Consider the following 17,305-nt stretch of genomic DNA (forward strand, 5'->3'; position numbering starts at 1 on the left):
TGCCTGAGCTGCTGAAACGCCGAGGAAGCCGACCGTATCCGCCACTATGCCGAAGCGAGCCGAAGCGAGCCGAAGCGAGCCGAAGCGAGCCGAACCGAGCCGAACCGAGCCGGGCCGAGCCGAACCGAACCGGGCCGAACCGAACCGGGCCGAACCGAGCCGGGCCGCGACTGGGCGAGCCGCCCTCCGCCACAGGGGAGGTGGCGGAGGGCGGCTCGGTCAGGGGCGTCGGTCCGGTGGTGTCAGCCGCAGCGGCCGGCCGGCCGGGCGCGGGTCACCAGGTCGGTGTCGCTGGTGGTGCCGTCGATCCACACCACGCGCCTCCCGGTGTCCGAGGCCGCGAACATCTGCAGGCCGCGGTTGCAGGAGACACGGCCCAGCGGCTCGCCGTCGAGGCCGTACTGCTGGAGCTTCGGCGACGTCTCGTTGCGGTAATCGGTGTCGGGCAGCAGGGTGGTGAGCGTGAGCGTGTCGTCCGAAGCGGTCATGTCCATCGCCCAGACCGCGTCCGCGGCGGACTCCGGAAGGACATCGACGACGTTCTTGCCCTTGAGGTCGGCCCTGCGCACCGCCGTGTGATTGTCGTCGTAGGCGGTCTCGTCGATGATCCAGTAGACGGACTTCGGAGTGAGGACGGGCTGGCCGATGCTGTACGGCGCGCCGGCCTCTCCGACCCGGGTCACCTTGCCGGTCTTCACATCGAGCAGCTCGACGCCGATGGTGGTCCATCCGTTGTCGTCCGCGTAGGACCTGGCGTAGGCGAGCTTGCCGTCCTTGAGCGTGGGCAGCCGGGAGTCGGTGATCCAGTGGGAGTTCGGGTCTTCGTCGACGGCCTTCGGGAGCTTGTCGCCGTCCCGGAGGTAGTTCACATGCCAGATGCCGTAGTCGTCGAGGAGTTCGAAGGCCACCGTGTCACCGGAGACGCGGAGATTCTGGATGTCGTAGTAGTAGGAGGTGAAGAGCGTCTTCGGAACGCCGCCGTTGATCGGGCGCGACATGATGCTGACGCCCATGGGTCCGTAGGCGGCCCACACCACACGCTTGCCGTCGGTGACCGGGTAGACGTTGTAGTAACCGTTGTTGTCACTGATCTGCTTGGCCGCGCCCTTGCCGTCGGTGCGGCCGGCGAAGACCGTGTACGGCGCGGAGCCGTCGTCGTTCGACTTGGACGTGGTCCACCAGCCGGCGTCGGCGTCAGCGCCCGTGCCGCTGATGTTCAGCTTGCCGAGCAGTGTGTCGGTGTCCATACCGAGCGCCTTCTCCCAGCCCGGCACGATGCCGTGGGCGTCGAAGGACTGCTTCACGGTCTTCAGTTGCGCGCTCTTGACGTCGAGGTCCTTGGCGGCCGCGATCACCGCGGCGCGTCCCTCGGTGAAACCGTCCAGCGGCGTCATGTACGAGGTGAGCGCACGGTAGATGATCTTGTCGGCGAGCTTGCCGCCCAGGTCCTCACGCATGTCCCAGAGCGCTCCGCCGAAGATGGTGGAGTTCAGGTGCACGGCGCCGCTGTCGATCTGGAACGACAGACCGAGGAAGTTCTTGGACGTGGTGGCACCGTCGTTGAGATCGCGCAGCGCGCAGTCGCGCGGCGCGGCGGTACGGCACAGGTCCTCACCGATCAGACCGGCGTTCGGGTCCGTCATCGCGACACCCGAGGCGGTGACGTCGATGGCGTTGCCGAAGTAGTCGGCCAGCGCCTCGTTCATCGCGCCCGACTGGCCGGCGTAGACGAGCGCGGCGGAGTTCTCGACGACGCCGTGAGTCATCTCATGACCGACGACGTCCGTGTCGGCCGCCATGGGCCGGTACTGCGAGTCGCCGCTGCCGTACACCATCTTCTGGCCGTCCCAGAAGGCGTTCACGAACGGGCTGCCGTACTCGGTCACGCCGACCAGGGAGTCGATGGCTCCGCCGCGGCCGTCCAGGCTGTCCCGGTCGTGCTGCTGACGGTAGTAGTCGTACACCTGGCCCGCGGCCCAGTGCGCGTCGACCGCTCCGGCCTCGGTCGCGTCCGCCGCGAAGGCGGGCGTGGGCGACGAGAAGAGCGCGATGCCCTCGGGCCAGACACCGGACGCCTGGGTGACATCGACATTCGACGCGTCCCAGGTCGAGATGGCCGCCTTGGAGGTGGCGCTCATCCGGCTGTAGTCCGTCATCACATACTGGCCGCTCGACGCGTCCTGCCGCAGGCCCAGCGTCACCTCACGGCCGTTGACGATCTTGCCGGAGCCGGTGACATCGGCGGGAGCGGCGCTGCCGCCGCTCTTCGGCGCCGCGCTCGCGGTGGCCTTGCCGGCCTTCTCGGCCGGGACGACACCCTGCGCCGCGAAGGTGCGCAGACCGCTGTACTGGAGGACCGGGAAGCCCGACTTGGCGTCGACGTACACCTCCTGCATCAGAGGCTCGCCGGTCGTCGGACTGGTCCCGGTGACCCGCACATGGCGGGTGAGCACACCGGCGCCGCGCGCGAGCACGACCAGGCCCTTGTCCACGCCCTGGAAGGTGCTCGCGGCCTTCGCCGCGCCGTTCTTGCGTACCGCGGTGCCCTTGGTCAGCGTGGCCGAGGAGCCGCGCCTGACGGCCTCGACGGCGCGGCTGACGGCGGTCTTCTCGGAGACGCTGGGCGTGGTGCCGACCGTGAGATCCGTGAAGTACTTGCCGGAAGTGCCGGTGACGGTGCGATTGCCGTTCTTCCGCTCCATGCGGACGACATACTGGCCGCCGAGGACCTCCACACCGCGGTGGCTCTGCTGGAAGCGGACGGTCTCCTGACCGCCGCTCTCCTCGGCCACCTCGGCGGTGCTCAGGTCCTGGTCCGGGTGCGGGATGGCGTACCGCGCGCGGCGGTCCACCAGATGTTCACGCGCGGCGTCGTCGGCGTCGGCGGACGCCTCGGCGGGCTCCGCGATCCCCTCGACGAGCGCGGGCGTCCGGGTGTCCGTGCCCGGTACGACCTCGATGGCGGGCGGCTGTTCGGTGCCGGCCGCCTGGGCGGGCAGCGCGGGAACAGCCATGGCGGCGGCGCCGGCGAGCGCGATCGCGAGGGAAACGCGTCTCTGTCTGGATATCCGGGCGTCGAGTCGTGGCACAGGGGCCTCCAACGAGCCGAAGTGACTTCGGCTCACGATGAGTTGACCAGGGGGAGTGGCGCGTCATTGCGCTGCGGCTCGGGCTCACCTTCGCCGCCGCGTATGGCGCCGGGCAAGGCCCGAGGGAGGGCGGGTCCGCGCACTTGCGCAGATGAGAAGCGCCAGCCGAGGCGCACTCCGGTCGTACGGCACAAGTCCCTCCGGCGGAACGGCGGATGTCTCCCGGACGCGGCGGCGATCGGCTGTAACAGGCCGCGGTTACGCTTCCTCGACGCTGGAGATCACTCATCGACGGCTGTCGGTTTACGTACCATCAGCCCCACGTTCACCAGGGGGGAGACGTCGTGGATTCGTCATCCGACGCGGCATGGGGAGCGGTCGGTCTGGCTCCGCTCACGGGCCGGATCCTGGAGCATCTCATCGGCCGTCCCGTACTGACCGAGGACGAGATAGCGTCCGCCGTGGAGTACCCGGCGGAGGAGATCGGCGAGGCGCTGCGCGCGCTGGAGAGCGAACACCTCGTGGTGCGGACGGGTATCCGGCCGACCCGCTGGGCCGCGGGCCCGCCGCGCTCGACGCTCGGAGCGCTGCTGGCCCGGCGGCGGCAGGAACTGGCCAGGACCGAGCTGTACATGGAGCGGCTGCAGGAGGCGTACCGCTCGGTGCCGTCCCGGCGCGTCACCTCCGACCTCTTCGAAGTCGTCGAGAGCGCGGATCAAGTCGCCGCGCGTTACGCGCAGTTGCTGGCGTCCAGCAAGCGCGAGGTGCTGCATCTGGCCAAGCCTCCGTATCTGCAGCGGTCACCGTCGCCGGTCCGCGCCGCCGGCACGGAGCCGGTCGCGGGCCCGCAGCCGAAGCCGGATCCCGACCCGCAGCCGCCGGAAGGCGTACGGCTCCGGTCCGTGTACGACAGCGACGGATTCACGGACGCGGTGTCCCTCAAGACCGCCGTACGCGGCACGGCCCGGGGCGGCCGGCTCCGGCTGCTGCCCGGACTTCCCATGAAGCTCGTGGTGTTCGACGACACCGCGGGCATGATCCCGCTGAGCAAGGCGGACCCGGCGGCCGGGTCCGTCATCGTGCACGCGTCGCCGCTGCTGGACGCGCTGACGGCACTGTTCGAAAGCCTGTGGGAGCGAGCGACTCCGGTGTCCATGGCGGGCACCGCGGAAAAGCTCCAGGACCGTGCACGAAGCGAGGAAGGCGGGCTGAGTGGACGCGCGCGGGACATCCTGGACCTCATGGCCGCGGGCCTGACCGACGACGCGATCGCCCGCGCGCTCGGGCTCAGCCGACGGACCATCCAGAAACACATCAGCGGCACGGCGGACGCGCTGGGCGCCCGCACCCGCTTCCAGATCGCGCTGCTGGCGCGGGAGCGCGGCTGGATCGGCCGGCGCTGAACCGGCCGGTGCGGCGGCGCGACCGCAGGAGGTGCTGGGCGCCGCGAGGACGGGGCCGTCGCTTGATTACCATGACCCGCGGTCGCATACGGTCGTGGGAGGACGAACATGGGCGAGAGAACTGATGGTCCGTCGGCCGGGCGGCGAAGCGCCGGGTCTTCGCGTCCCGCGCTGCGCCACCTTGGCGCCATGCATCTGAGCGGAGCCGTACTCCTGCTCACATTCTTGGTGCCGCCGTCGTGGATGCTGGACGCCGTCGACGCGACGCCGCCAGGTAATCCCACCGCGGACGCTCCCTTCTTCCTCCTCTTCGCCGTGCCGCTGACATGCGTGAGCTTCCACGTGATGGTGCAAATCCCGGCCGGGCTTCTGGGCACCTGGCTGGGCAGAAGCCGCACAACACCGCTCAAGTACGGGAGCGCGGTCGTCGTGGCAGGCGCACTGAGCTGGCTCCTCCTCTGGAGTCTGGAGCGGAACGCCTGGGACGGCATCGTGCCCGTGTGGGCTGACGCCATGGTGCGCGGATCACTGGGGCTGGCCGCGTACATGTGGGTCATGCGGACGCGGTCCGGATCCGTGCGGCCCGGACAAGCCTGAACGCCAGGCGCCGTGCTCCGTCCCGTGCGTCAGGTGTCAGGCTCGCTTCCTCCTCGTTGTCTCCGCCATGGGCCGGTGACCTGACGATTGACGAGCGCGCGCGGCTGAAGACCAAAACGTCCCGGCCGTCCGCGTGCCCTCAAGATGCGCGACCCCATGATCTGTGCGTGTACGCGGCCGGTCCCGCGCCTCTTCCTGGGGCTACGCTCGATCTCTGGGCTTTGGTCGGACGGGGACGCGGACAGGAGACGGCGATATGACGCTGCCGGGACGCAGGAGCAGTACGTTCATCCGCCTGCTGCGGCACGGTTTCACCGATCCTTCCGCCGCCGAGCGGCTGCTCGACCTTCCCGAGATGTGCGCCGTACGGTCCGATCCGCTGCTTCTCGACGCGCTCGGCGCGACCGCCGATCCCGATCTGGCCCTGCGCGGGCTCGTCCGGCTCGCCGAGGCGGCGCGGCCCGAGGAGCGCCGGATCCTGCTGGACACGCTGGTCACGGCGAAGCCGCTGCGGGACCGGCTGCTCGGCGTACTCGGCGCGTCCGAGGCGCTCGCCGACCATCTCGCCAGACATCCCGAGGACTGGCGCGTTCTGGTCACCTATGAGCTGGCGGACCTGCATCCCGGCGTCGAGGAGTTCGAGCGCGGTCTCGCCGGCGCCAATGATCCCGTCTCGCTGCGGATCTCCTACCGCCGCTGTCTGCTGGCCATAGCGGCCAGGGACGTCTGCGGCACGACCGATGTCGCCCAGACCGCCGCCGAACTCGCCGATCTCGCGACCGCGACGCTGCGCGCCGCGCTGGCGATCGCCAAGGCCGCCGCCCCGGAGGACGCCGTCGCCTGCCGGCTCGCGGTCATCGCGATGGGCAAGTGCGGCGGCCATGAGCTGAACTACGTCTCGGACGTCGACGTGATCTTCGTCGGCGCGACACCGGAGACCGCGGAAGAGGGCACCGACGAGGGAAAAGCCATCCAGGCCGCGACCCGTCTCGCCTCCCATCTCATGCGGATCTGTTCCGAGTCGAACAGCGAAGGAGCCATCTGGCCCGTCGACGCCAACCTGCGGCCCGAGGGCCGCAACGGGCCACTCGTACGGACCCTGAGCAGCCATCTCGCCTACTACCAGCGCTGGGCCAAGACCTGGGAGTTCCAGGCACTGCTCAAGGCCAGAGTGGTGGCCGGAGACCCGGCGCTCGGCGCGGAGTACATCGACGCCGTGTCGCCGCTGGTGTGGCAGGCCGCCGAGCGCGACCACTTCGTGTCCGACGTCCAGAAGATGCGCCGCCGGGTCATCGACAACATCCCGGCCGGACAGGCGGAGCGTGAGCTGAAGCTCGGGCCCGGCGGACTGCGGGACGTCGAATTCGCCGTACAGCTCCTCCAGTTGGTCCACGGCCGCAGTGACGCGACACTGCACAGCGGTTCGACACTCGAAGCGCTGGAGGCGCTGGCGGCGGGCGGCTATGTGGGAAGGGCCGACGCGGCGCAGCTCGACGAGTCGTACCGCTTTCTGCGCGCGATGGAGCACCGCCTCCAGCTCCACCGGCTGCGGCGCACACACCTCGTGCCGGAGGACGAGGACGACCTGCGCCGCCTCGGCCGCTCGCTCGGGCTGCGCAACGACCCCGTCGCCGAACTGACCAGGGCCTGGAAACGCCATACCGCGGTGGTACGGCGGCTGCACGAGAAGCTCTTCTACCGGCCGCTGCTCAACGCCGTCGCGCAGCTCGCACCCGGTGAGATCCGGCTCAGCACGAGAGCGGCGGGACAGCGCCTCGAAGCACTCGGCTACGCCGACCCGGTGGCGGCGCTGCGGCACCTGGAGGCACTGTCGTCAGGAGTGAGCCGCAAGGCGGCGATCCAGCGGACGCTGCTGCCGGTGCTGCTCGGCTGGTTCGCGGACTCGGCCGATCCGGACGCCGGGCTGCTCAACTTCCGCCGGGTCTCGGACGCGCTCGGCAAGACACCCTGGTATCTGCGGCTGCTGCGGGACGAAGGAGCAGCGGCGGAGAATCTGGCGAGGGTGCTGTCGGCCGGGCGGCTCGCGCCCGACCTGCTGCTGCGCGCGCCCGAAGCGGTCTCGATCCTCGGCGACCCGTACGGACTGACACCGCGCGGCCGTGCCGCGCTGGAGCAGGAGGTGCTCGCCGCGGTCGGACGCGCGGAGACGGCGGAGGGCGCGGTCGCCTCGGCGCGCGGAGTGCGCAGACGGGAGCTGTTCCGTACGACGGCCGAGGACATCATCGGCTCCTACGGCACGGAGGACAGCCCGGCCGAGCAGGACCACGGCGCGCTGGTCGACCGGGTCGGGAACGCCGTCACCGATCTGAACGCGGCGACGCTGGCGGGCGCGCTCCGGGCCGTCGTACGCGAGCGGTGGGGCGACACGCTCCCGACCCGGTTCGCGGTCATCGGCATGGGCCGCTTCGGCGGCCATGAGCTGAGCTACGGCTCCGACGCGGATGTGCTCTTCGTGCACGAGCCGCGCGCGGGCGTCGACGAACACGAGGCGGCGCGCGCGGCGAACGAGGTGGTCGCCGAGATGCGGCGGCTGCTGCAAGTCCCTTCCTCCGAGCCGCCGTTGCTGATCGACGCGGATCTGCGGCCGGAGGGCAAGAGCGGCCCGATGGTCCGTACGCTCGCCTCCTACGAGGCGTACTACCGGCGCTGGTCGCTGGTCTGGGAGAGCCAGGCGCTGCTGCGGGCCGAGCCCATGGCGGGCGACGCGGATCTCGGCCGCCGCTTCATCGAGCTGATCGATCCGCTGCGCTATCCGGCGGAGGGACTGGGCGAGGACGCGGTGCGGGAGATCCGCCGCCTCAAGGCGCGGATGGAATCGGAGCGGCTGCCGCGCGGCGCCGATCCGACGCTCCACACCAAGCTGGGCCGGGGTGGTCTCTCGGACGTCGAGTGGACCGTCCAGCTCCTTCAGCTTCAGCACGGCTGGGCGGAGCCGGGACTGCGCACCACGAGCACCCGCGAGGCTCTCGCGGCGGCCCACGCGGCGGGTCTGCTCTCGGCCGAGAACGCACAGATCCTGGACGACGCCTGGGTCCTCGCGAGCCGGGTGCGCAACGGTGTGATGCTGGTCCGGGGCAGGCAGGCCGACACCTTCCCGTCGGACGGCCGTGAGCTGGGCGCGATGGGCCGCTATCTCGGATACGGCCCCGGCCACATCGGCGACATGATCGACGACTACCGCCGGACGACGCGCAGGGCGCGCGCGGTGGTGGAGGAGCTGTTCTACGGCGCGGCGTGATCCCGTAGCCGACTTCCTGCGCATGAACAGCCACCTCTGGCAGGTCTACCAGCTCGCCCGCGCGAAGGGCTCCGTGTACCCGATCGTTCGGGAGCAGCTCGTGGCCCTGAGCAAGGCGCTGGACGGGCGCTCGGACACGCAAGTTCAAGCTCTGTGCGGCGCGGCGGGCGACCTCTTCCAGCTCGCCGGAGAGCTGGCCTTCGACAGCAACCGTTACACAGACGCCGCGGCGTCCTACACGCTCGCCGCGGCGGCGAGTAAAGACGCGGGCTCGTTCGACCTCTGGGCCTGCTCGCTGGTGCGGCACGCGTACATCGACATGTACGAGCGCAGATACAAGGAAGCCGCAGGCATCCTGTCGGCTGCCGAGAGGCTCGCCGGACGAGGAGACAGCTCGCTGTCCACACGCCATTGGGTCGCCTCGGTCCAGGCCGAGGCGCATGCCGGTCTGGGTGACCTGGCCGCCTGCGAGCGTGCCCTGGACGAAGCGGAGAAAGTGCGGGACCTGACGTCTCCCGGTCACAACGGGGGATGGCTGCGCTTCGACGGCTCGCGGCCGGCCGAGGAGCGGGGTGCCCGATACGTACAGCTCGGCTGTCTCGACCTGGCCGAAGAGGCGCTCAAGAGCGCGCTGGACCAAGGTTCACTCGCGAGAGAAGGATCCTCGTTGCGACGCCGTGGGGCCGCGTTGACGGACCTGGCCGCGATCGGAGCCAAGCGGCGCGACCCGGACCAACTTCTCGTCTACGGCCGTGAGGCACTGCGACTCGCCAGGGAAACATCCTCCGGGTACGTCGCCCGTAGACTCCGCAACCTGCGAACCGAGTTCGGCCCCTTGGTCCGCGACCACCGCGTCGCTGAGCTGGACGCCGAGATCGGCGCACTGAGCATCACGCGACGAGAGGGGTAAGCATGCCGCAGACCGAGGACGGCCGCCTGTTCCGGGAGACGTGGATCGCCGGCGTACGAGCGCACTTTCCCGGTGAGCCGAAGCCCGGCTACGTGACTCCTTGGGAGGACACCCCGGAGTGGGAACGCCAGGCGGCCGCCGCCGTCCAGGGACAGGTGCGACAGTTCCTCCTCGTCAGCGAGGGGCATGCTTCGCGGCTGTCACGCGAGCAGAAGGGCTGGTTCGTCGCGACGTGCTGGACCGCCCAGATGTTCAAGCACTTCGAAGCCCCCAAGCCGGGCTACGTGGCTGACTGGCCGGACCTCCCCGACTGGCAGAAAGAGACCGACTCGGACATTTTCGAGGCGGTCGAGAAGTCCATCGAGTGAGTTTGCCGACCGGCGCGGCGTGATCCCGCCGCCGGCCGCGCGGGCCGTGTATCCCAGGTCCCGGCGCGTCCACGGCGTCAGGCCGTCAGCGGCCGGCGTCCGTGCTCTCGTCGTCGGCCGGGACCGACCTGGCGCGGGAGCCGGTACGGCAGCTCGCCGTACCAGGCGTACGAGATGCCGAAACCGAACGCCAGGCAGACCATGCCGCCCACGGCGTCCAGCCAGAAGTGGTTCGCGGTGGAGACGATCACGAGCAGGGTGACCGCCGGATAGAGCAGCCCGAGTATCTTCGCCCAGGGCGCCGAGGCGAGCGCGAAGACGGTCACGCCGCACCACAGGGACCAGCCGATGTGCATCGACGGCATGGCCGCGTACTGGTTCGACATGTTCTTCAGGTCGCCCGAGGCCATCGAGCCCCAGGTGTGGTGGAAGGCGACCGTGTCGACGAAGTGTCCTCCGGTCATCAGACGCGGCGGTGCCAGCGGATACAGGTAGTAGCCGAGCAGTGCGACGACCGTGGTCGCGAAGAGCACCAGCCGGGCGGCGGCGTAGCGGCCGGGATGGCGGCGGAAGAGCCAGATCAGCACACTGATGGTGACGATGAAGTGCAACGTCGCGTAGTAGTAGTTCATGGCCACGATCAGCCAGGTCACCGAATTGACGGCGTGGTTGACGGACTGCTCGACCGCGATCCCCAGGGCCTGCTCCGTCTGCCAGATCCAGTTGGCGTTGTGCAGCGCCTTGACGCGCTGCTCCGGTACGGCGTTACGGACCAGGGAGTACGTCCAGTAACTGACCGCGATCAACAGGATTTCGAACCAGATCCGCGGGCGGCGAGGTGACCGGAGGCGCCACAGCCGGACCCGGCCGCGGTTCTCCTCCTCGGCGCTCACCACGAGGGTCGCGCCGGCCGGCGGCGCGTCAGTCTCCTCGTCGGTGATGAGTGACGGGGCGGCCGTCCGGCCTTCCCGTGTCTTCACGGTCGATTCACCCGTCTCTCCCGGTGCAGTACTCTGCCTCCCCGCCCTTGGGCGGCGTCAGGGCCCGGCCGTCACGAGGCCTTGCCGAGCCAAGTGAGAAGCCACCCCATTCATGAGGTGGAGGAGTCACAGCGAGAGAGTCTGCCAGATTCCCCGCCACCGACCGATCATCCCCCGGTCGGGTTCGTGCCGCATTCGGTACACCCTAAAGTCGACCGCGCCGCTCCGTCGACCCGAGGGGTCCCGGAGCCGGCCCGGAAGCGGTTGAACCACGAACCACCAGCTCCGGCATGAACACGAACTCGCTGTGCGGAGCGGGTGTGCCACCGATCTCCTCCAGGAGCGTGCGTACCGCCGCCTGGCCCATCGACGGCACCGGCTTGCGGATCGTCGTCAGCGGAGGATCGGTGAACGCTATGAGCGGTGAGTCGTCGAAGCCGACCACCGACAGATCCCTGGGCACCTCCAGACCGAGCCGTCTGGCCGCTCTGATCGCGCCGAGCGCCATCATGTCGCTCGCGCACACCACCGCCGTACAGCCGCGCTCGATCAGCGCGGTGGCGGCCGCCTGGCCGCCCTCCAGAGTGAACAGCGACTGCTGGATCAGCTCCTCCGTCTCCTGCGCGGAGAGGCCGAGCAGCTCCTGGACCGTGGCCCGGAAGCCCTCGATCTTGCGGAGCACCGGCACAAAGCGCTTCGGGCCGACGGCGAGCCCGATCCGCTGGTGGCCCAGCGAGACGAGATGGGTCACCGCGAGCCTGACGGCCGCCCGGTCGTCCGGCGATATGAAGGGCGCCCGGACCTTCGGCGAGAAACCGTCCACGAGGACATACGGCACGCCCTGGGTGCGGAGCTTCTCGTACCGGCTCATGTCCGCCGAGGTGTCGGCGTGCAGTCCGGAGACGAAGATGATGCCGGAGACGTCCCGCTCGACGAGCATCTCGGTCAGCTCGTCCTCGGTGGATCCGCCGGGCGTCTGGGTCGCCAGCACCGGCGTGTAGCCCTGCCGGGTCAGGGCCTGGCCTATCACCTGGGCCAGGGCCGGGAAGATGGGATTCTCCAGCTCCGGCGTGATCAGGCCGACCAGACCGGCGCTGCGGCGGCGCAGCCGTACGGGACGCTCGTAGCCGAGGACGTCGAGTGCGGCGAGAACGGATTCGCGGGTGGTCGCGGCAACCCCGGGCTTGCCGTTCAGTACGCGGCTGACCGTCGCTTCGCTGACCCCCGCCTGGGTTGCGATATCGGCAAGCCGTGCGGTCATGGGAGTGGACTGTACCGGGCGTCTGTCGGATTGCACACCGGCTGCGGAAACCGGCCGTCGCGGCAAGGCCCTGCAAGATCTTGCGAAACCTTCCTGCGGTGCTCGTGCCGGCTGCTGAGGCCCCGACAGCCTGCGTAAACCGTCTCTGCCAGGTGATGTGAGTTCCCGTCAAGAGTCTGGTCGGCGCGGGCAGGGCACGCAGGTGTAACGATCGGCAGCTCTTGCGGAAATATTCCGCAAGGTCTTTCGGCCTTCTTTCATCGCTGTTACCTTCACGTCCGACCCGGCGCCGCAATGGAGCGGTACGGCAGTTGAAGGAGTTCGGATGCGACGTGGCATAACGGCCACCGCCCTGGCCGCGACCCTGGTCCTCGCGGCGACCGCCTGTGGCACTGACGAGGAGTCAGGCGGCGGCAAGAGCTCGGGCGGCGAGCTCTCGGGAACGGTCACCTGGTGGGACACCTCGACCGTCGGCAGCGAGGACAAGGTCTTCAAGAAGCTCGCCGAGGACTTCGAGAAGGTCCACCCGAAGGTCGACGTCAAGTATGTGAACGTGCCCTTCGGCGACGCCCAGAACAAGTTCAAGAACGCGGCGCAGTCCGGCTCCGGCGCTCCCGACGTGATCCGCTCCGAGGTCGCGTGGACACCCGAGTTCGCCGATCTCGGCTATCTCGCGCCGCTGGACGGCACACCGGCGCTCAAGGACGAGAAGGACTTCCTCGGGCAGGCCGCCGCCTCCACGGAGTACGACGGCAAGACCTATGCCGTGCCGCAGGTCATCGACTCCATGGGCATCTTCTACAACAAGAGGATCCTGAAGGACGCCGGCGTCGAAGTCCCGGCCACCGTCGACGAGTTGAAGTCCGTGTCGAAGACCGTCAAGGAGAAGACCGGCAAGACCGGCCTGTATCTGCGCGGCGACGACGCCTACTGGTTCCTGTCGTTCCTGTACGGCGAGGGCGGCAACCTGGTCGACGCCGAGAGCAAGACCGTCACCGTCGACAACGCGGCCGGCGTGAAGGCCATGACCGTCGTCAAGGACCTGGTCGACTCCGGCGTCGCCAAGACCGATGCCACGGACGGTTTCGAGAACATGCAGACGGCCTTCAAGGAGGGCGAGGTCGCCATGATGATCAACGGCCCGTGGGCGATCGCCGACACCTACGGCGGCCCGCAGTTCAAGGACCGCGCGAACCTCGGCATCGCGCCCGTACCGGCCGGCTCCGCAGGACAGGGCGCGCCGCAGGGCGGTCACAATCTCGCGGTCTACGCCGGCTCCAAGAACCTCGACGCCTCCTACGCGTTCACCGAGTACATGACGTCGGCGGCGAGCCAGGCCAGGGTCGCCGAGGAACTGAACCTGCTGCCGACCCGTACCTCCGTCTACTCCCGGCCGGGCGTCGCCGACAACGAGATCGTCAGCTTCTTCAAGCCCGTCGTCGACAAGGCCGTAGAGCGTCCCTGGATCCCCGAGACCGGCAGCCTGTTCGCGCCGCTGGTGACCGAGTACACCAAGGTCCTCACCGGCCAGGCCACACCGGAGCAGGGCGTCACGGCCACCGGCGACGCCTACCGCAAGCTGCTCAAGGGCTGGAAGTAACAGGAAGGCGGGCCGGCTGATGGCTGTCCACACCAGCCAGTCGGTGGCGCGGGCCGCGGGCGACGACATCGTCCGCGGCTCCGGCCCCGGCTCTGGCAACCCACCCGGCAGGCTCCGGCGGGGCCTCTCGACGCACTGGTACGCCTGGACCATGGTCGCGCCGGTGGTGGCCGTGATCGGCGTGATCATCGGCTATCCGCTGGTCCGCGGCGTCTATCTGTCGCTGACCGACGCCAACGAGCGCAATGTCGAGCGCCATATCGGCGTCAACCATCTGCCCGCCACCTACGAGTTCATCGGCCTCGGCAACTACACCGAGGCACTGACGGGCGGCCAGTTCCTCGCCACCCTCGGCTGGACACTGGTGTGGACGTTCTCCTGCGTCAGCGTGACCTTCGCGCTGGGCCTCGCCCTGGCGAACATCCTCAACCGCCGGATCGCCGGCCGCTCCGTCTACCGGATGCTGCTGATCCTGCCCTGGGCCGTACCGGGCTTCGTCTCCGTCTTCGCCTGGCGCTTCCTCTACAACGAGGACCGCGGATTCCTCAACAAGCTGCTGGCCGGCGGCGGAATCGACGCCGTGCCCTGGCTCAACGACCCGGACTGGGCCAAGTTCTCCGTCATCGCCGTGAACATCTGGCTCGGCGTGCCGTTCATGATGGTCGCCCTGCTCGGCGGACTCCAGTCCATCCCCGGAGAGATGTACGAGGCCGCCGAGATGGACGGCGCCAGCGCCTGGCAGCGGTTCTGCCACATCACCATGCCGGGGCTGCGCTCGGTCAGCACGACGGTGATCCTGCTCTCCACCATCTGGACCTTCAACATGTTCCCGGTGATCTTCCTGCTGACGCGCGGCGGCCCCGGCGAGGCCACTCAGATCCTGGTCACACAGGCGTACAAGTTCTCCTTCGAGATCAGCCCGCGCGACTTCGCGCAGTCCTCCACCTGGGGCGTGCTGATCCTTGTCCTTCTGATGCTCTTCGCCGCGGTCTACCGGCGAGTCCTCCGTCAGCAGGGAGATACGTGGTGACCACCGCCGCACGCCGTCCCGTCTCCAAGGCCGCTCCCGGGATCCCGCGCCGCGGCCGGCGCTCGCCGCTGGCCTCGGCCGCGCTGCACGCCACCCTCGTCGTGGCGTCCGTGACAGCCGTCTTCCCGGTGCTGTGGGTCTTCCTGACCTCACTCAAGCCGCCGAGCTACGCGACGACCACGGACTTCTTCAAAGAGACGACCTTCGAGAACTACACCAAGCTGCTGCGGGACACGCCGTTCCTCACCTGGTTCGGCAACTCACTGCTCATCGCGGGCCTCACCACCGTGCTCGGTGTGTTCGTGGCGGCCACCACCGGCTACGCCGTCAGCCGCTTCCGCTTTCCCGGCAAGCGCGGTCTGATGTGGACCCTGCTCATCACCCAGATGTTCCCGGTCGCCGTCCTCATCGTGCCGATCTACAACATCATGGCGGGCCTCGGACTGCTCAACAATCCGGCCGGTCTGGTGATCACGTACCTCACCATCGCCGTGCCCTTCTGCGCCTGGATGATGAAGGGCTTCTTCGACACCATTCCGATGGAGATCGACGAATCCGGCCAGGTCGACGGGCTGACGCCGTTCGGCACCTTCTTCCGGCTGATCCTGCCGCTGGCGAAACCGGGCCTCGCGGTGACCGCGTTCTACTCCTTCATCACCGCCTGGGGCGAAGTGGCCTACGCCTCGGCCTTCATGGTCGGCGACGAGAACCTCACTCTCGCCGGCGGCCTCCAGAAATTCGTCAACCAGTACGGCGCCCAGTGGGGCCCGATGACCGCCGCGTCCGTACTCATCGCCGTTCCCGCCGCTCTCGTCTTCCTCTTCGCCCAGCGCCATCTCGTCACCGGTATGTCGGCCGGCGCCGTCAAGGGCTGACCGGCGCCGGCCCGCGCGCCGGAATGTCCCACCGCATCACCGCGCACCACGACGGCGGCCCGTGGCCCATCGGGTCCCGGCGCCGCTTCCCATCGCAGACACTCCAGGGATGACATGACCCAGCACCTCGCCGCCCCTCTCACCGGCCCGTCCGACGACGCCCCGGGCGACCGCTCGGGCTGGTGGCGGGACGCGGTCATCTACCAGGTCTATCCACGCAGCTTCGCCGACGGCAACGGCGACGGAATGGGCGATCTCGACGGCGCGCGCCGCCGTCTGCCGTATCTCAAGGAGCTCGGCGTCGACGCCGTCTGGCTCAGTCCCTTCTACGCCTCTCCGCAGGCCGACGCCGGCTATGACGTCGCCGACTACCGGGCCATCGACCCGATGTTCGGCACCCTGCTGGACGCCGACGCGCTGATCCGCGACGCCCATGAGCTGGGCCTGCGCGTCATCGTCGACCTCGTACCGAACCACTCCTCCGAGGACCACGAATGGTTCAGGCGCGCGAAGCGGGAGGGCCCGGGATCCGCGCTGCGCGAGCGCTACCACTTCCGGCCCGGCAAGGGAGCCGCCGGTGAACTCCCGCCCAACGACTGGGAGTCCATCTTCGGCGGTCCCGCCTGGACCCGTACCACCGACCCGGACGGAACGCCCGGCGAGTGGTATCTGCACCTCTTCGCTCCCGAGCAGCCCGACTTCAACTGGGACAACCCGGCCGTCGCCGACGAGTTCCGCTCGATCCTGCGCTTCTGGCTGGACATGGGCGTGGACGGCTTCCGCGTCGATGTCGCCCACGGGCTGGTCAAGGCGGCGGGACTGCCCGACATCGGCGGTCGCGGACAGCTCAGGCTGCTCGGCAGCAGTGACGAGGGCCTGCCGTTCTTCGACCAGGACGGAGTGCACGAGATCTACCGGAGCTGGCGCACGATCCTCGACGAATACCCCGGCGACCGGATCGCCGTCGCCGAGGCATGGACCCCGACCGTCGAGCGCACCGCGAACTACGTGCGTCCGGACGAGCTGCACCAGGCGTTCAACTTCCAGTATCTGAGCACCTCGTGGGTCGGTCCGGCGCTGCGCGAGGTCATCGATGTCTCACTCGCCGCGATGCGCCCGGTCGGCGCTCCCGCCACCTGGGTGCTGTCGAACCACGACGTGACCCGGCACGCCACCCGGTTCGCCGGCCCGCCCGGCGGCGGCACCCAGACACGCGAGCCCGGCGACCGGACGCTCGGACTGCGGCGGGCCCGCGCGGCGACGCTGCTGATGCTCGCCCTGCCCGGCTCCGCGTACATCTACCAGGGCGAGGAACTCGGGCTGCCCGATGTCACCGATCTGCCCGACGAGGCCAGGCAGGACCCGTCGTACTTCCGCGCGAGCGGCCAGGACGGCTTCCGCGACGGCTGCCGGGTCCCGATCCCCTGGACACGCACGGGCAGTTCATACGGTTTCGGCACCGGCGGAAGCTGGCTGCCGCAGCCGGAGAGCTGGGCCGCGCTCAGCGTCGAGGCACAGACCGGCGACCCCGGCTCGACCCTGGAGCTGTACCGGTCGGCGCTGGCCGTACGCCGGGAGCATCCGGGACTGGGCGCGGGCACCTCGGTGCGGTGGCTGGACGCACCCGACGGTGTGCTCGTCTTCGCCCGGCCCGGCTTCGTCTGCACGGTCAACACGACGGACAGGGCCGTACGGATCCCGGTGCGCGGGGGCCTGCTGCTGGCGAGCGGCCCCATGCCGGCCGGTCCCGGTACGCCCGGCGAGACCGAGCTGCCGGCGGACACCACGGCGTGGTGGACGGTGTGACGGCGCCGCTCCGCCGGAGCGACGCCCGCCGCCGGCCCGACGACGCCGTCCGCGGGCGGCCTTGAGGGCGGAGCGCGTCGCGACGAGAGACCGCACCATCCGTCATCCGCACATCCCCCACCTCAGT

General features: G+C 69.5%; 11 protein-coding genes and 1 pseudogene. 9 read left to right on the forward strand and 3 right to left on the reverse strand.

The genetic code is table 11. The features are described 5' to 3' along the window. Positions 1-242: 242 nt before the first annotated feature. Positions 243-3,089, reverse strand: coding sequence for a M4 family metallopeptidase (locus PV679_RS04570; protein ID WP_319678568.1), 2,847 nt, complete (start codon positions 3,087-3,089; stop codon positions 243-245). A 344-nt stretch (positions 3,090-3,433) separates the two neighbouring features. On the opposite strand from PV679_RS04570, the gene PV679_RS04575 reads away from it, so the two are divergent. The 5 genes and pseudogenes from PV679_RS04575 (at position 3,434) to PV679_RS04595 (ending at position 9,626) form a co-directional block, all read left to right on the forward strand. Continuing rightward, positions 3,434-4,492, forward strand: a complete 1,059-nt coding sequence (locus tag PV679_RS04575; RefSeq protein WP_319678567.1) for a helix-turn-helix transcriptional regulator — start codon at positions 3,434-3,436, stop codon at positions 4,490-4,492. Positions 4,493-4,681: 189 nt separating this feature from the next. Then, a complete protein-coding gene (locus PV679_RS04580; RefSeq protein ID WP_319678566.1) occupies positions 4,682-5,089 on the forward strand; it encodes a hypothetical protein in 408 nt (135 codons plus the stop codon). Positions 5,090-5,345: 256 nt separating this feature from the next. After that, entirely contained in the window at positions 5,346-8,348 is a 3,003-nt protein-coding gene (locus PV679_RS04585) for a bifunctional [glutamine synthetase] adenylyltransferase/[glutamine synthetase]-adenylyl-L-tyrosine phosphorylase (protein ID WP_319678565.1), read from the forward strand. Beyond that, positions 8,341-9,258: pseudogene (locus PV679_RS04590) on the forward strand (transcriptional regulator); the annotation flags it as partial. The gene PV679_RS04585 and the pseudogene PV679_RS04590, both read left to right, overlap by 8 nt. 2 nt (positions 9,259-9,260) lie before the next feature. Further along, complete coding sequence (locus PV679_RS04595) at positions 9,261-9,626, forward strand: hypothetical protein (protein WP_319678564.1); 366 nt, start codon at positions 9,261-9,263, stop codon at positions 9,624-9,626. Between the two features lie 77 nt (positions 9,627-9,703). Here PV679_RS04595 and PV679_RS04600 read toward each other — a convergent pair whose 3' ends face one another. Further along, positions 9,704-10,522: a phosphatase PAP2 family protein gene (locus tag PV679_RS04600; RefSeq protein ID WP_416069647.1), complete on the reverse strand. Its 819-nt coding sequence runs from the start codon at positions 10,520-10,522 to the stop codon at positions 9,704-9,706. Between the two features lie 289 nt (positions 10,523-10,811). After that, complete coding sequence (locus PV679_RS04605) at positions 10,812-11,867, reverse strand: LacI family DNA-binding transcriptional regulator (RefSeq protein WP_319678562.1); 1,056 nt, start codon at positions 11,865-11,867, stop codon at positions 10,812-10,814. Positions 11,868-12,192: 325 nt separating this feature from the next. Here PV679_RS04605 and PV679_RS04610 point away from each other — a divergent pair, with 325 nt between their 5' ends. The 4 genes from PV679_RS04610 (at position 12,193) to PV679_RS04625 (ending at position 17,178) form a co-directional block, all read left to right on the forward strand. After that, positions 12,193-13,467: an extracellular solute-binding protein gene (locus PV679_RS04610; protein ID WP_319678561.1), complete on the forward strand. Its 1,275-nt coding sequence runs from the start codon at positions 12,193-12,195 to the stop codon at positions 13,465-13,467. A 19-nt stretch (positions 13,468-13,486) separates the two neighbouring features. After that, the gene (locus tag PV679_RS04615) at positions 13,487-14,497 is read left to right on the forward strand and encodes a sugar ABC transporter permease (RefSeq protein WP_319678560.1); all 1,011 of its coding nucleotides are present in this window, start codon (positions 13,487-13,489) and stop codon (positions 14,495-14,497) included. Next, a complete protein-coding gene (locus tag PV679_RS04620) occupies positions 14,491-15,372 on the forward strand; it encodes a sugar ABC transporter permease (protein WP_416069638.1) in 882 nt (293 codons plus the stop codon). The genes PV679_RS04615 and PV679_RS04620 overlap by 7 nt, the downstream gene beginning before the upstream one ends. 114 nt (positions 15,373-15,486) lie before the next feature. After that, positions 15,487-17,178, forward strand: coding sequence for a glycoside hydrolase family 13 protein (locus PV679_RS04625; RefSeq protein WP_319678558.1), 1,692 nt, complete (start codon positions 15,487-15,489; stop codon positions 17,176-17,178). Positions 17,179-17,305 lie beyond the last annotated feature (127 nt).

This window comes from Streptomyces sp. AK02-01A (genome assembly GCF_033795305.1).
GTDB lineage: Bacteria > Actinomycetota > Actinomycetes > Streptomycetales > Streptomycetaceae > Streptomyces.

What these genes read in the sequence shown, in the direction of transcription:
- PV679_RS04625 (WP_319678558.1), top strand. Translation starts at nt 15,487, where the DNA reads ATGACCCAGCACCTCGCCGCCCCTCTCACCGGCCCGTCCGACGACGCC.
- PV679_RS04580 (WP_319678566.1), top strand. Translation starts at nt 4,682, where the DNA reads ATGCATCTGAGCGGAGCCGTACTCCTGCTCACATTCTTGGTGCCGCCG.
- PV679_RS04585 (WP_319678565.1), top strand. Translation starts at nt 5,346, where the DNA reads ATGACGCTGCCGGGACGCAGGAGCAGTACGTTCATCCGCCTGCTGCGG.
- PV679_RS04610 (WP_319678561.1), top strand. Translation starts at nt 12,193, where the DNA reads ATGCGACGTGGCATAACGGCCACCGCCCTGGCCGCGACCCTGGTCCTC.
- PV679_RS04615 (WP_319678560.1), top strand. Translation starts at nt 13,487, where the DNA reads ATGGCTGTCCACACCAGCCAGTCGGTGGCGCGGGCCGCGGGCGACGAC.
- PV679_RS04595 (WP_319678564.1), top strand. Translation starts at nt 9,261, where the DNA reads ATGCCGCAGACCGAGGACGGCCGCCTGTTCCGGGAGACGTGGATCGCC.
- PV679_RS04605 (WP_319678562.1), bottom strand. Translation starts at nt 11,867, where the DNA reads ATGACCGCACGGCTTGCCGATATCGCAACCCAGGCGGGGGTCAGCGAA.